Here is a 13,931-nt window from a genome sequence, read left to right as displayed (position 1 = left end):
AACAGGTACAGCGCATCGCCGAACGGGTTCAGACCCAATTCCTGCTCGACCAGCGCCGACAGCCCGCCGATGGATTTGCGGAAATCGATGCTCGAGCGATACAGATACACCGCACCGAGGGTGTGTCCCGGATGCATCAACGTCCCCGCTCGCGCAGTGCTGCCGATAAGGTGGCCAGCCAGTCGACGCTGGGCAGCGCGGCACACTCGAGCCGCAACCCGGAATCAATCACCACCGTGCAGCCAGCGCGGGCTGCTATCGAGGGCTCGACCTGGATCGCAGCAAACCCCCCGAGCGGGGTGCGACTGGAGCGAGCCTCGGCCACCCTGCGCTTGCGCCACTGATAGAGGGCTTGCGCCGACAATCCCTCACGCTCGGCATACGCCTTGGTGGTGATGCCCTCGGCTTCAATCGCCGACAGGTGCGACAACCAGAACTCGCTGCGCTCCGACATGCTCGTGCTCCCTGAGAAACGGAAGCCTGAGCATGCCGCCTCACCCGCGGCTATGTAAGGATGGGGTTCGTGGAGCGCTTACTCTCATGCTACTACTACGGCACAGAGCTGTTTTGCCGAGCCAACTCCTGAGGCTCGGCCGCCACTGTCGCTATTGCTTCGCCGTTCTCTGTAGCAAACTCAACAAGGTACGCCTCGCTCGGATGGCTGAATACATGCACGACCGTGCCAACTTGACCAGCTTGAATCCCTTTGTCAGGGAAGCCGAATCGGGCATAGACAACCTCGAGATCAGAAAAAGTCGCCATCTCATGACTCCTTCACGTGGTACTGCTGCTTGGCTTGGCTGCGCCCTATCGCTATCGGAAAAGGTGAATCGTGCTTCCAGTATGCGAGTGGACACATCCTCTGCATCAGCGTACCAGTGCTTGCGCGCGAGCGCGCCGTTTCGCCTGGCGTGAAGCTCGCAGTCGGTGATTGTGACGAGGGGGTAGCAGGACAGGAGAGGGGGTAGGCTTGGCCTGGATCGAATCCGCTGATCGTCGTTTGCTTCGAAGCGAAACTGATTCGGGACTCACGGAGAGGGCAATCATGACAAAAGTCTTCACTGTCTCGTTCTCGGACAATGAGACGACGCCGGAGCACATCGAGGCGAGGGCCGCCGAGTTGGGCATCACGCCCGAGATGCTGATCCGACGCGCCATTGCGGCGCATCTCGGGGAGTACAGACTTCAGGAGGTTCCGCCCGGGACGAATGTCAAGAGCATCACGGACTTTCTGATGCACTCGGGCGTACTCAAACCTGGCACGGAGCAGGATGAGCTATGCCTGAGCTCAAAGTCCCCGAGACCGGGGGCGTTGTAATACGCGCTTTGGACGAAACGGCGTCGACTGTCCAATGTCTCGCACAGCGCGATGGAAGCCTGGAAGGTCCCGCGGGGAAGGAACGGCTGGATCCGACCCAATCCGGCCAGTCAGCTCGCTCCTGAGCGCCCGCTCAGCCAAATCCCGTCTCAGCGAACTGGAACTCTACAAAGCGGCCGTTGGTGACCTCACCCAATCGGCCATGACCTGTCGTTCAAGGTCGCCGATCGAGCGTCGGGAGGAGACTAACTGCGGTCGTTCAAGTTTGGCGGCCGAGTGTCGGCGGGCGGCGAGACCAGTCGTTATCCAGAACTCGCAACTCGTTGCTACCTGTCTCGCAACTGGACTGCCAGTCAGCGGCGCCCTTGCCCAACCGACTCGAATGGTGACCATTAGGCTAGGGTCTTTCCGTCTCCTTCATCTGGCGCGACAAATCAGATAATTTTCCCTCCTGCAACGGGAGCAATGCTCGAAGTTGAATCGAGTACGCTCGACCGAATCGTTACACTGCGAACGACCAACGAAACAAGAGGCGTAAGTCGCTGCTGGGATGCAAACCTCACCCAGCGGTACGCTAACGCCATCTGCTGGAGGAGAGGCTCAGTGGCAATCACAATTGTTGACGTTGAGGATGTCTTGGCTCAGCGTCCGCGCCCGCTTACGCTCGCTACGCTGCAGGCGCTCAATCCCGCGCGGGAACCCTATCGTGCCCTTCTGCTGCAGCCCTCAGGCGTCATCGAGGCAAATGACGTGCGGGTCGGCCACGCGGACGCGAGGATCGGTCACGCTCTTTGCAGCGGCTTTCTCTCCGCTGCAGTTCAAGCTCACGCAGATTTGGTGGTTGCGCCTGAATACTGCACGCCCTGGACAGTCGTAGACGAAATTATTGCGGGACAACATCGCCCGCCGGTAGGCGCTCTCTGGGTTCTCGGTTGTGAGAGCATCCCACCGGTGGAAATCCAGTCACTGGCTGAGCGCTGCAACGCAGGGAATGAGTGCGTGTTTTACCACGAGCTGCTCGACCCGCGGCAGGTGGCGCAACGGCGCTACGTGGACACATTGCTCTACGTTTTCTGGGCCCAAGACGCCAGTGGGCAAAAGGTGCTGTTTCTACTTGCGCAGTTCAAGACCGTCGCGTGCAGGGATTACCGCGATATTGAGCAAACTTCGCTGTGCGTCGGGCAGGCTGTATACGCATTCAATCGTGGCGCCGGCAAAATGAGTCTGTTGTCGATCATCTGTTCAGATGCTTTCGATTTTTCCAGCCACGTCGATCAGGCTCACCTCAACTGCTTGCTCATCCACATCCAGCTCAATCCGAAGCCTGCTCACGCCGACTATGCTGCTTATCGTGCGCGGCTGTGTGCCGTCGGCACCAGCAGCCATGTCGAACTGCTGTGTTTGAACTGGGCCCAGAACGTCAAGGAGGTGAAGGGCGGTGGTAAGGTTGCCGACTGGGAGAACGTCGCCGGGTCCGCTTGGTATGCGCCGCCAGCGAAGTTCGGCGCGGACGATGGCTTGATCGACGAACTGCACCGACGAGGGCTTTACTACAGCGTGTTGGCACAACGATGGCATTCCTTCTTCCTGAACTACGAAGGTCAGATCCTTCAACTGCAAAAGCAGAAGCTGCTCTTTGCAGGCGAGCAAGCCATCGTGCCAAAGAGCTTTGTCGCGGTCGAAGAGCGCTGGACATGGAACTCAGCCATGGACGCCTGGGAAGCCGGCGCGATTGCCCACGACGGATTCGCGGTCGCACTGGCCAGCTATCAGGCCATTGCAGGTCCGCTGCAGCAGACAGCGCAAGCAAGCCCACTTGCCGTAGAGCGAGCCATAGAAATTCTTGTTGGCCCTCGTGGTAATCCAACGACGTGGTACGCAGTCAACGAGCTCGATGCGTTCCAACTGGATAGGGACGAGGAATCGATTCGAAGGGTGACGGTCCATCAGGAGATCGAACCTACGAGACCGGGCGTCGCCTTTCGCAGAAGGCGACTGCAGCGCGCACATGACGCGATCAGACTGACTCAGAATCCTGTGCCATGGCCCGCGCCTGTGCGGGATCTGGCTGACGGCTTCCGCTTTGCATGGCGCCGGGAGGCGCCGCACCACAACGTAGAGCCGTCCGCAGGAGGGCGCGGATCGGCCGCGCTCGTATATCTGGCTGATCAGGCTGACGATGCGGAGGTCGATGTCATTCACCAGAAGCTCACTAAGGCCCTAGTAGACCATGCGCTCAGTGTCGCCATCAGGCAGGGCAAGTACGGCGACGAGCTCACGGATGCGATCGTTCGTGCGCAGGATCGGCTGTGCGTTGTCTTTCGGAGAGATAACGACTATGGCGCTCGCGGGCCGCAAGGTATGAATCTTATCGACATTCCCGCCGGCGCTTCGCCGGTGGATTTCGCGGAAGATAGGTCATGATCAATGCCCAGCAGGTGGAAGCGATCCTCAGGGGTCGATACCCGGATCTCGAAGACGTGAGCCCCGGGGTATTCCGCGGGGTCGATCGTTTCGGCGCGCGCGAGTATGCAATCCGCTACTTCGATCTGAACGATCGGTTGGCGACAACGGCTGCATCTCTCAAGCGCTATCAAGAAGAAGTGCTTTCGCCGATGTACTTCTCCACACAGGTCGCCACGGATCTGCGATGGAGCCACTACCTCTATTTCGTCACGAGCGACGAAGAGGCCGCGCGCGGGGAGTTTGGCCGATTGAAAGCCATAGTTGAGGCTGATCGCGAATACGCCCGCAAACAGGTGGTACGGGAAGGCGATGTACCCACCCTTCTTGGAAAGGGTAGCCCGGCCGCGCCCGCTGGCGCACTGCCAGCGGATCTGGCGACCACTTGGTCGCAAACGCTAGAGCAGCACGGGCTAGGTTTCATTTTGGACGACGAAATCTCGGTACCCGACGCTGTTCGTCGTATCGTTGCTGGCTCAAAGGACAAGGCCGCAAGGCCGGTCTCTCCGATGGCGCTACTGCCGGCAGAAAAGGCGGCGGCCGGCCACTTTCTGAAACGGCTGACCATCAAGGGATTTCGGCCCCAGCCTGAGCAGAAGGACCACCCTTTGGGGCGTGTCAATCTCATTGTCGGCAGCAACGGCGTGGGAAAGACCTCGCTACTCGAAGCGATTGAGTTTGCCTACTGCGGACGAAACCGACGTTCCTCCGTCTTGCTAGACCCGACCGCTGTGACCTTGGAGTTGGGTGGCACAGCAGAGAAGCTCTGCTCCACGGCTGATGCGGCGCGACTGCGAGCGCGCCACTCGAACTGGTATGCGAAGACCGAACTCAAGAAGGTCAGTATTCAGGACAGCTTCGGTAAGTTTAACTTTCTTGATACCGATGCTGCTGTCAATCTCAGCGTATCGGCGAGTTCGGATCAGATCGGCGCCGACGTCACGCGTCTTGTGCTCGGAGCGGCTGCTGAGCACCTGGCCGATCGCCTTCGACGGGTGATGGAACAAGTGCGCGACGAGTTGAAGGGGCTACGCCGCGAGAGCGAGACCTGTCAGCAACTGAAGGCGGCGGCTTCTGCACGTGTCGATACCATCAAGAATGCGCCGAAGCTCTCCGACAGTCTCTTCCTGGAATTGCTTGCCGCTGTGAAGCGGCTGGGATGGCTACAGCCCCCGGAAGACAAAGGCGGTATCGCTGCCTTGCGCGAGATGTTGCAAGAGGCGGTCTCAGCAACAGAACTACTTCGTCATTCGTCAGTCGATGTCCTGCATAGCGATCCGCAAAGCGCGCTGCAGCTCTTGGCGAACCTGAACGAGGAGGCCAGCAAGGCCTCGGCGTTGGATGCACGCGCCAAGGCTGCCAGACTGGAGCAATCCAAGGCCCAGCGCGCCACGCAGACGGCGGCGGACCGTATCGCTGCGGTCGAGGCGCTGTTGCCATACGGGCGCACGGATTTTGCGCAGTTGGCCAAGCAAGTGCGGGAGAGGCAAGACAGCTTCCGCACACGAGCGGCAAAACTAGCGCCCGTAGCCAGCGACAGGTGCGCGAACGTCGCGGAGCACCTGCTGGACCAGAGCGTCGAGGTAGCCCTTTCGTCAGTCCGGGCGCGCGCGCAGGAGCTTCAACGTCAGGCAACCGCAGCCCGAGCGTCTCTTCAGCGCTTAGAGAGAACCCAGAGCAGCCTGACGGTGCTCATGCAGCGCCTGCGTGCGACAGCCCAAGACATCTTGCAGCGCGTCCCAAATCCCGACCACTGCCCGATTTGCCACACGGAGTTCGAGAGCGGTCAGTTGCTCATCCGGATGATGTCCGAGGTCGACAGCAACACGTCATCGCAGGCGGCGCTGCTCCAAACGGAAATTGCGCGGGCAGAGGAGGAACTGGTCGTTGTCCATTCGGCCCAGTCGGCACTCGATCCTATTCGGGCATTCCTGGGTGACGGCACTCGATCGACAGTAGTTCGTGAAGCGCTCGCACAGATCGATCAGGAGAAAGCACTGCTAGACCGCGAACGGGCAAGCCTTGAGACGGTACAGAGGCAGATCCAGCAGTTGCAGGCCGATGGCCTCTCTGCAGAAGATCTCTCCAACAGGTTGCTAGCAGCGGGACTGGCTGAGCTGCCATCGCTCGATGATTTGCACCTTGCGCAAGCGGAGCACAAGAAAGCGCTTTCGATTTCTCAAGAAGCGTCTAGGAACGCCCTGCAGGAATCGGCTGATATCGAGCGGGAATGCGAAGATTTGGCCGAACGGCTATCGATCGAGCTTCCCGACGGTGCCGACGCGCTCGCGAAGGCGGCTCAAAAGCAGGTCTCCAACGTGGAAGCCGCGCTCAGCGCTCGGCAAGCGCTCGCGTCGATGATGGCGATCGGCGCAAATATGACCGCCAACGAACTTGCGGTTGATCTTTCCATGACCCAGCAGCTTGTGGCAAGGGTCGCTACTGCCATCGCACAGGAAGGGTCGAACGATGCAGCACTCGAGAAGGAATCCAAGGCAGTCGCAGAGCATGTTGACAAGATCACGGTGTGCGCTACGAAGATTACGCGGCTGGTGGATGCCGAGGGCGTTCTGATTTCCTTGACGCAACAAAGCTCAGGCGGAGAACTGACCAACCAGATTCTTGCCGAGAACGCGCAGGAGATTGCGCGCACGTTCGCTAGCATACACATGCCCAATGAGTTTGAACTGAAGGTCGACGGTGGCGCCCTGGCTATCGTCCGCCGCAAGTCGGGCGGCAAGGTGGAACTCGATCAAATGAGCACCGGACAGCGGGCCGCCTTTGCACTTTCACTTTTCCTGGCGATGAACGGCCGCCTTCGCTCCGGCCCGCCAGTATTGCTCTTCGACGATCCGGTTGCACACGTGGATGACATCAACGTCCTGTCGTTCCTGGACCATCTGCGCCACTTGGCGATCAATGGGTCTCGACAGATCTTCTTTGCGACCGCGGATACCAAGCTCGCTGGACTTTTCCGTCACAAGTTTCGGTTCCTTGGCGAAGAATTCAAAGAATTGCCGCTGTCGCGGACATGACGTGAGATCGCGACAGTACGCTACGCAAAGACGTCCCGCTCTACAGTGCCAACGGTAGCGACAGCGGTTGGCAAGGGCAGCAATCGCTGCACTCCGGTCATTGGGGCGAAAAGGCCGAACGGCTGTTGAGGGTCGGTAGTTCCCGTTGGCAGGACGGAGAAGCCGCCGTTCGCTGTCGCCCGACGCTCGAACGGCAGGTGACCAACACATTGCTGCCTGATCACGCCATCAAGCCACCGGCAGCAAAGGCCGACAAGCACCCGTTGGCAGAGTACAGTCCGTGTCGTACCTTGAAGCCTCCCCTTGATAGCATTCGATCACTAGTCAGTTGCTGAAACGTCGGCGGCAGAATCAGTCCGGCGCAACTATTCTGTGATGACTGTAGGCAATTTCCGACTATTGTGTGACGGTTTGTGGAGCGCTTACTGATGCCTTCGGGGTCGAGCCGATCTGCAAGCAATTGCAGATCGCCCCGTCCGGCTACCGGCGCCATGTCGCCCTGCAGCGCAATCCTGAACAACGCAGCCTGAGAGTGCAGCGTGACGAGGCCTTGATGCCCGAGCTCGAACGGGTCTGGCAGGTAAACTTGCAGGTCTATGGTGCCGACAAAGTCTGGCGGCAGCTGAACCGGGAAGGTGTCGCGGTGGCCCGCTGCACAGTCGAGCGGCTTATGCGTCGTCAGGGGCTGCGGGGCGTCGTGCGAGGCAAGGTTGTGCGCACCACGATCAGCGATAGCAAGGCGGCGTGCCCACTGAATCGGGTCAATCGGCAGTTCAAGGCCGAGCGACCCAACCAGTTGTGGGTCTCGGACTTCACCTACGTCTCGACCTGGCAAGGCTGGCTTTATGTGGCCTTCGTCATCGACGTCTTTGCCCGACGCATTGTGGGCTGGCGCGTGAGCAGTTCCATGCACACGGACTTCGTGCTCGATGCGCTGGAGCAGGCACTGTACGCCCGCCAGCCAAGTCCTGAGGAAGCCTTGATCCACCACTCGTACGTCTCGATCCGCTACAGCGAGCGGCTGGCCGAAGCAGGCATCGAGCCGTCAGTCGGCAGCAAGGGCGACAGCTACGACAACGCCTTGGCAGAAACGATTAATGGTTTGTACAAGGCGGAGATGATCCACCGGCGAGCGCCCTGGAAAACCAAGGAATCCGTCGAGCTGGCAACGCTGGAATGGGTGTCCTGGTTTAACCACCACAGGCTCCTTGAACCCATCGGCTATATCCCGCCCGCAGAGGCTGAGGCAAACTACTACAAGCAACTCTCCAGTCAGGCCACCGCCATGGCCTGACTTAAACCAACCAGCCTCCACGGAACCCGGGGCGATTCACTGGCCAGATCGCCCGCAATGATCACGCGAACGCCGCCGTAGCCAGCTTCCTTGCGGATCTCCTCGACCGTGACGGAGGCTGGGTCGAACACGATGCCGTCGTCGACCGGTACAGCTGCGATGTCCCGGAATACTTGGGCCACTGACTCCAGATCACTGGCACCGAAACCCAACAGATCGGCGTCGCGTGTGGCCCGGTGTGGCATGTCGTACCAGAGCGTGAACAGCAGCGCACCTTTGAGCAGAAAGCGGTCCGCGTGCGGCGACTGGGTCAGCCGGTAGAGGATGCGCTCCAAGGCGAAGCGCACCAGCACCTGATTGAAATCGACGCCTTGCGCCTTGGCGACATTGAGCAGACGCGCATGGACGGATGCCGCGACATTTGGGGTGGCCGCACTCATCCGACGCTCTCCAGGTAGGGGCGCATCACATTGGCCACGCGGCATATCTTGGCGAAACGCCAGATGTCGTCGACGGAGGCCTTGCTGCGCGCCCGGGCGTCCTTCAGGGCCTCCAGCGCCACATCCAGCCCGATCTTGTTGCGGTGCTTGAAGCAGTCCGCCACGGTCTTGGCCACGCTGTACACCCGGAGCCGGACACCGTCGCGTTCGACTTCCTCAATCCCTGCCGAATAGGCATCGCCCGTGAACTGCACCATCTTGACGGGCGGGTAGTCGACACGGGGCGGGTGGCTGCCCCGAGGCATGGCGATCCAGATCTGACGCGGCAGTTGCGTGGTCAGCTCATGAAACTGCAGCGCCGTAAGCAGGCAGAACACCGCTTGAGGTACCTTGGTGGCGATGGTGCCAAGGCTCTCGAATTCCGAAACCTGTGCATCCGGCAGACGGTACAGGCCACGCCCCACCTTCTCTAGTAGACCCGCAGCGGTCAGGCGCGTCAGAACGACCCGCGGCGCACTGATGGCGTCCAGATCGCTGGCGCGCAGTAGCCCCTTCTGGCTGGCCAGATCGAGGACGCGTTGATTGTGGGTACTGGAGAGCATGGGTGGAGTATGTTCCATATTTTCGTCTAAAGAAACAATTCGACGAAAAATAGGAACACGTGACGGGAATTCTCGACCTGTAGGTGCGGCGGCCAGCCTCGCCCCCCCCTTCCTCTCAGGTGGCAGGTGGGTGCCCCCGCTGTTCTTTGACATCAATGCCCCTGTCGACCGGGTATCGGCATGGGCGTAGGTGATGCATCTCCCAGAGGAAGATCTCCTCGATGCTGAAGCGGATGACGTCACCGTTTGCGATTCGGTAGAAAGGAATGCCGAGCCGCAGGCGTTCCTGATTCTGGTGAATCCAGTAACCGGGCAAGCCAGTGATGTCGACCACGTCCTTGGCGGAGTAAAAAACCTGATCGCGGCGTGTGGCCCGCTTCTGCATCATCTGCTTGATGGCGTCTTCGCGTGCTGTGGGTGACGATTCGGACAAAGGGCGTCCGGTTGGGGATTTCCAAGTGACCCGAGCCTTGCGCTCGAAGGCCTCGACCTCCATCAGAAGGTAACGGATTGATCTGTTCATAGGTGACGATCTCATCCACTGGGTAGCGGACGGCCTTTGAGAGCTTGATATACGGCGGGCCGCGTTCTTCACTGCGCCAGCGTTGCAGGGTCTTGATGCTGACGTTCCACCGATGTGCAAGCTCCGTTTCGGTGAAGGCGGGTTCGGTTTGCATGGCATTTCCTTTCGTCGTTCGTGCCGGGCATTACGGCGACAAACGAGAGGAAAGCCAAGTTGCAGCCCCCAGATTCCCTGGCAGTTGCGGCAACAGCGAGTGCCAATCGGCCTCTCTGAACTTACAATCATGGGCATGTGCGGTTGCGCGAAATCCTTCCCCGGAATCGCGCGAGGGTCTCAAGGCTTCCGACCGGGGCTGAGAGACTGCTGATATGCGGGTTCGGCGTATCCGTGTTCTTGGCCTGGGTGTGCAGTGCCCTTGATCGCGCACGATCATCAGCAAAACAGGATCAGCTTCGTATGGCAACTGCAGCACGATCAAGTCTTGGCGATATCGATCGGCTCGATACCTGGACACGGTATCGCAATGGCTTGTGCACTCATTGTTCAGCCAACTGCTGCACGATGCCCCGTGGAAGTCGGGCTTGCGGATCTGGTGCGCCTTGCGCTCGTTGAGCCCTTCGAAGCCGAGCACGAAGCGCCCAAGCAGATCGCTCGACGCCTGAGCAAGGCGGGTCTGATCGAGCATTTCAACTTCAAACACAGCCGCTTCACGCTGGCGCGTCGGGCAAGCGGGGATTGTCGCTTCCTTGATGCGCTCACGCGCCGCTGCAGCGTTTATGAGCAGCGCCCCGAGACTTGTCGCCGGCATCCTCAGCGCGGCCCGCGACCGGGTTACTGCGCGTACGCGGAGCGTGCCCCGCGCGCCTGATGAAGTGGCTGATTCCGCTCAATTTTTGAGCCCCGATCGGGGTGCTATAATGCGCGCCCGCCCATCGCAGTGCGCTCACTGACCTGATCCCGAATGCAGCTTTATGCCCTTGGCCTGAATCACCACACAGCGCCGCTCGCCATTCGCGAACGCGTTGCGTTTCAGCCTGAGAAGCTGGCGCTGGCCTTGTACGATCTGGCGCATGCCGAATCGGTACGCGAGGCAGCCATCCTGTCCACCTGCAACCGTACCGAACTCTATTTTGCTGCCGAGCAGCCGCAGCATGCGGCTGATTGGCTGGCGCGCTTTCATCATGTCGCGCTCAACGACGTCTCGCCCTACCTTTATGCCTATCCGCAGCGCGACGCGATTCGTCACGTGTTTCGGGTTGCCAGCGGGCTGGACTCGATGGTCATCGGTGAGCCGCAGATCCTGGGGCAGGTAAAGGATGCGGTGCGCCACGCCGAGCAGGCGGGTACGATGGGCACGCTGCTGCACAAGCTGTTCCAGAACACCTTTGCGGTGGCAAAGGAAGTGCGATCGACCACCGCGATCGGCGCCAATACGGTGTCGATGGCGGCAGCGGCGGTCAACCTGACCGCGCGCATCTTCGAACGTGTGGCCGATCAGCATGTGCTCTTCATCGGCGCGGGCGAGATGATCGAATTGTGCGCCGCACACTTTGCCGGGGCGCAGCCAAAGTCGATGACGGTCGCCAACCGCACCGAAGAACGCGCACTCGCACTGGCCTCGCGCTTCGGCGCGCAGACCATGCGCATCGATCAGATCGGTGACGCTCTGGCGCGCTTCGATGTGGTCGTGTCCTGTACGGCAGCGCCCCTGCCCATCGTCGGCCTGGGCATGGTCGAGCGCGCGGTGAAGGTCCGCCGTCACCGCCCGATCGTGATGGTCGACCTGGCTGTGCCGCGCGACATCGAGCCCGAAGTCGGCGAACTTGACGACATCTTCCTGTACACGGTAGACGATCTCGCGCAGGTGGTCGATGCCGGCATGGAGTCGCGTCAGCAGGCGGTGATCGAGGCCGAGCAGATCATCAGCACGCGGGTGGATGGTTTCCTGCACTGGATGTCTGCACGCCAGACCGTGCCCGCCATCCGCGCCCTGCGCGAACACGCCGAGGTGCTGCGCCGGACCGAACTCGAGCGCGCCATGCGCTTGCTGGCCAAGGGCGACGATCCCTGCAAGGTGCTCGAGGCGCTCTCGCACGGCCTCGCCAACAAGCTCCTGCACGGACCGACGCGCTACCTCAGCCAAGCCGATGACGAGCACAAGGCCGAAGTCGGCCAGCTCGTGCACCAGCTCTTCAATCTCCCCCGCCAAGGCTAGCGCAGCGCGCCGGTCTGCGCGCCTGCATGTGGGGCGAGCACCGGCACTGCCTCATTCATGAAACAAAGTATCCGCGACAAACTGGAACACCTCGACCGGCGTCTGGAAGAGCTCGACCGCATGCTCGCTGCCGAGGACGCGGCGCACGACATGAACGCGTTTCGCGACCTGTCGCGCGAACGCGCCGAGATCGAGCCGGTGGTCGCTCTCTACCTGTCGTTCCGGCAGGCTGAGGCCGACTGCGCGACTGCGCGCGAGATGCTCGCTGATGCAGAGATGCGCGAGCTGGGCGAGCTCGAGCTCGAGGCCGGCGAGGCGCGTATCGATGCGCTGGAAGATGAGTTGCAGCGCGCGCTGCTGCCGCGTGACCCCAACGACGGGCGCAACCTCTTTCTCGAGATCCGTGCCGGCACCGGCGGCGACGAAGCGGCGCTGTTTGCCGGCGACCTGCTGCGCATGTACGCGCGCTATGCGGAGCAGCACGGCTGGCGAGTCGAGCTGGTGTCGGTGAGCGCGTCCGATCTGGGTGGCTACAAGGAAGTGATCGCCCGCGTCAGCGGTAGTGGTGCCTTTTCTAGGCTCAAGTTCGAGTCTGGCGGCCATCGTGTGCAGCGTGTGCCGGTGACCGAGACCCAGGGCCGTATCCACACTTCGGCGTGCACCGTCGCGGTGTTGCCGGAGGCCGATGAGGTGACGGCGGTGGACATCAACCCGGCCGATCTGCGCATCGACACCTTCCGCGCTTCGGGGGCGGGCGGGCAGCATATCAACAAGACCGATTCGGCGGTGCGCATCACCCACATCCCCTCCGGCATCGTGGTGGAGTGTCAGGACGATCGCTCACAGCATCGCAACAAGGCGCAGGCGCTGGCGGTGCTGGCGGCGCGCCTCTACGATGCCAAGGTGCACGCCCAGCACAGCGCGGAGGCCGCGCAGCGCAAGACCCTCATCGGCAGCGGTGACCGCTCCGCGCGCATCCGCACCTACAATTTCCCTCAGGGGCGGGTGACCGATCACCGCATCAACCTCACGCTGTACAAGCTCGATGACGTCATGCAGGGCGATCTGGACGAACTCATCGACGCGCTGACGCTGGAGCATCAGGCCGAGCTGCTCGCCGCACTGGGGGACGACTGATGAGCGCCAATGAGCCAACGCAGGCCCCCGGCAGCGTGGACATCGCCGGCGCACTGGGATGGGCGCGCACGCGCATCGAGCTCATGGACGCGCGCGTGCTGTTGCGCTTTGTGCTGCAGTGTCCTGCGGCGCGGCTGGTGGCCTGGCCGGAGCAGCGACTGGACGGCGAGGACTGGAGCGCCTATCGCGCGCTCGTCGAGCGCCGCATGGCGGGCGAGCCGGTTGCCTATCTCACGGGTGAGCGCGAGTTTTTCGGGCGCGAGTTCATGGTCACGCCGGCGGTGCTGATTCCGCGTCCCGACACCGAGCTGCTGGTGGAACTGGCGCTCGCCCATTTTGCGGGCCGCAAGGACATGCGCGTGCTCGACATGGGGACAGGCAGCGGCGCTCTGGCGGTGACGCTGGCGCTGGAGCTGGACGATGCGGATGTGATTGCGCTGGATCGCTCACGCGAGGCGCTGTGGGTGGCGATGGCCAACGCCGCACGCCTGGGCGCCAGCGTGTCCTTCGTCCACAGTGACTGGTTCGCCGCCTTGGGTGAAGAGCGCTTCCATCTCATCGTGGCCAATCCGCCTTACGTTGCGGCGGGTGATCCACACCTCGAACAGGGCGATGTGCGCTTCGAGCCGCCCGGGGCGCTCGCTGCCGGCCCGGCGGGCCTGGACGATCTCGCCGAAATCGTCATGCAGGCACCGGCGCGGCTGGAGCCGGATGGTTGGTTGTTTCTCGAGCACGGCTACGATCAGGCCGTTGCCGTTCGCGGCCTGCTGGCCGATGGCGGCTTCGCTGCCATCGCCTCGTGGAAGGATATCGCCGGCATCGAGCGTGTCTCCGGTGGACGCTGGCTGGGACGGGTCTGAGCCCCGGTCCGGATGCCGACCAGCCTGTGGCCATGCGCTGGCTG

At 61.6% G+C, this 13,931-nt stretch carries 13 protein-coding genes and 1 pseudogene; 8 read left to right on the top strand and 6 right to left on the bottom strand.

The genetic code is table 11. From position 1 onward, the window contains the following. From tnpB to M622_RS30025, 3 genes are all read right to left on the bottom strand, one after another. Window positions 1-137: IS66 family insertion sequence element accessory protein TnpB (gene tnpB, locus M622_RS40815; protein WP_021249352.1), on the bottom strand; the 137-nt coding region annotated here is incomplete at its 3' end. After that, window positions 137-454 (bottom strand): IS66 family insertion sequence element accessory protein TnpA, encoded by a 318-nt coding sequence (gene tnpA / locus M622_RS30030; protein WP_021249351.1) that lies wholly within the window; start codon window positions 452-454, stop codon window positions 137-139. The genes tnpB and tnpA, both read right to left, overlap by 1 nt. A gap of 95 nt (window positions 455-549) precedes the next feature. After that, entirely contained in the window at window positions 550-762 is a 213-nt protein-coding gene (locus M622_RS30025) for a DUF4926 domain-containing protein (protein WP_021249350.1), read from the bottom strand. Window positions 763-1,045: 283 nt separating this feature from the next. Here M622_RS30025 and M622_RS30020 point away from each other — a divergent pair, with 283 nt between their 5' ends. The 4 genes and pseudogenes from M622_RS30020 to M622_RS30010 all read left to right on the top strand — a co-directional run. After that, window positions 1,046-1,318 carry a hypothetical protein gene (locus M622_RS30020; protein ID WP_021249349.1) on the top strand — a complete coding sequence of 91 codons (273 nt, stop codon included), beginning with the start codon at window positions 1,046-1,048 and terminating at the stop codon, window positions 1,316-1,318. Between the two features lie 603 nt (window positions 1,319-1,921). Then, window positions 1,922-3,742: a hypothetical protein gene (locus M622_RS0120235; protein ID WP_021249348.1), complete on the top strand. Its 1,821-nt coding sequence runs from the start codon at window positions 1,922-1,924 to the stop codon at window positions 3,740-3,742. Continuing rightward, window positions 3,739-6,816, top strand: a complete 3,078-nt coding sequence (locus M622_RS30015; RefSeq protein WP_021249347.1) for an AAA family ATPase — start codon at window positions 3,739-3,741, stop codon at window positions 6,814-6,816. The genes M622_RS0120235 and M622_RS30015 overlap by 4 nt, the downstream gene beginning before the upstream one ends. Before the next feature lie 427 nt (window positions 6,817-7,243). Next, window positions 7,244-8,110, top strand: a pseudogene (locus M622_RS30010) (IS3 family transposase); the annotation flags it as partial. Here the strand turns inward: M622_RS30010 and M622_RS30005 are convergent. The 3 genes from M622_RS30005 to M622_RS40150 form a co-directional block, all read right to left on the bottom strand. After that, on the bottom strand, window positions 8,089-8,550 hold the full coding sequence (locus tag M622_RS30005; protein ID WP_021249345.1) for a nucleotidyl transferase AbiEii/AbiGii toxin family protein: 462 nt from the start codon (window positions 8,548-8,550) through the stop codon (window positions 8,089-8,091). The pseudogene M622_RS30010 and the gene M622_RS30005 sit on opposite strands and share 22 nt — an antisense overlap. Beyond that, window positions 8,547-9,152 carry a type IV toxin-antitoxin system AbiEi family antitoxin domain-containing protein gene (locus M622_RS30000; RefSeq protein ID WP_021249344.1) on the bottom strand — a complete coding sequence of 202 codons (606 nt, stop codon included), beginning with the start codon at window positions 9,150-9,152 and terminating at the stop codon, window positions 8,547-8,549. Before M622_RS30000 ends, M622_RS30005 begins: the two co-directional genes overlap by 4 nt. Window positions 9,153-9,267: 115 nt before the next feature. Beyond that, window positions 9,268-9,648 carry a hypothetical protein gene (locus M622_RS40150; RefSeq protein ID WP_157282017.1) on the bottom strand — a complete coding sequence of 127 codons (381 nt, stop codon included), beginning with the start codon at window positions 9,646-9,648 and terminating at the stop codon, window positions 9,268-9,270. A gap of 442 nt (window positions 9,649-10,090) precedes the next feature. Here M622_RS40150 and M622_RS29990 point away from each other — a divergent pair, with 442 nt between their 5' ends. The 4 genes from M622_RS29990 (at window position 10,091) to prmC (ending at window position 13,887) form a co-directional block, all read left to right on the top strand. Next, complete coding sequence (locus M622_RS29990; protein WP_217995312.1) at window positions 10,091-10,543, top strand: YkgJ family cysteine cluster protein; 453 nt, start codon at window positions 10,091-10,093, stop codon at window positions 10,541-10,543. A 93-nt stretch (window positions 10,544-10,636) separates the two neighbouring features. Continuing rightward, the gene (gene hemA / locus M622_RS29985) at window positions 10,637-11,890 is read left to right on the top strand and encodes a glutamyl-tRNA reductase (RefSeq protein WP_021249341.1); all 1,254 of its coding nucleotides are present in this window, start codon (window positions 10,637-10,639) and stop codon (window positions 11,888-11,890) included. Window positions 11,891-11,947: 57 nt separating this feature from the next. Continuing rightward, on the top strand, window positions 11,948-13,027 hold the full coding sequence (gene prfA, locus M622_RS29980; protein WP_021249340.1) for a peptide chain release factor 1: 1,080 nt from the start codon (window positions 11,948-11,950) through the stop codon (window positions 13,025-13,027). After that, window positions 13,027-13,887 carry a peptide chain release factor N(5)-glutamine methyltransferase gene (gene prmC, locus M622_RS29975; protein WP_021249339.1) on the top strand — a complete coding sequence of 287 codons (861 nt, stop codon included), beginning with the start codon at window positions 13,027-13,029 and terminating at the stop codon, window positions 13,885-13,887. Before prfA ends, prmC begins: the two co-directional genes overlap by 1 nt. Window positions 13,888-13,931: the final 44 nt, after the last annotated feature.

It is taken from the genome of Thauera terpenica 58Eu (assembly GCF_000443165.1).
Lineage (GTDB): Bacteria > Pseudomonadota > Gammaproteobacteria > Burkholderiales > Rhodocyclaceae > Thauera > Thauera terpenica.
This window is presented reverse-complemented; position numbering and strand designations above follow the sequence as displayed.

Coding starts and splice junctions, on each gene's coding strand:
- hemA (WP_021249341.1), top strand. CDS start 10,637: ATGCAGCTTTATGCCCTTGGCCTGAATCACCACACAGCGCCGCTCGCC.
- M622_RS30000 (WP_021249344.1), bottom strand. CDS start 9,152: ATGCTCTCCAGTACCCACAATCAACGCGTCCTCGATCTGGCCAGCCAG.
- tnpA (WP_021249351.1), bottom strand. CDS start 454: ATGTCGGAGCGCAGCGAGTTCTGGTTGTCGCACCTGTCGGCGATTGAA.
- prmC (WP_021249339.1), top strand. CDS start 13,027: ATGAGCGCCAATGAGCCAACGCAGGCCCCCGGCAGCGTGGACATCGCC.
- M622_RS30020 (WP_021249349.1), top strand. CDS start 1,046: ATGACAAAAGTCTTCACTGTCTCGTTCTCGGACAATGAGACGACGCCG.
- M622_RS30015 (WP_021249347.1), top strand. CDS start 3,739: ATGATCAATGCCCAGCAGGTGGAAGCGATCCTCAGGGGTCGATACCCG.
- M622_RS30025 (WP_021249350.1), bottom strand. CDS start 762: ATGGCGACTTTTTCTGATCTCGAGGTTGTCTATGCCCGATTCGGCTTC.
- M622_RS30005 (WP_021249345.1), bottom strand. CDS start 8,550: ATGAGTGCGGCCACCCCAAATGTCGCGGCATCCGTCCATGCGCGTCTG.
- M622_RS40150 (WP_157282017.1), bottom strand. CDS start 9,648: ATGGAGGTCGAGGCCTTCGAGCGCAAGGCTCGGGTCACTTGGAAATCC.
- prfA (WP_021249340.1), top strand. CDS start 11,948: ATGAAACAAAGTATCCGCGACAAACTGGAACACCTCGACCGGCGTCTG.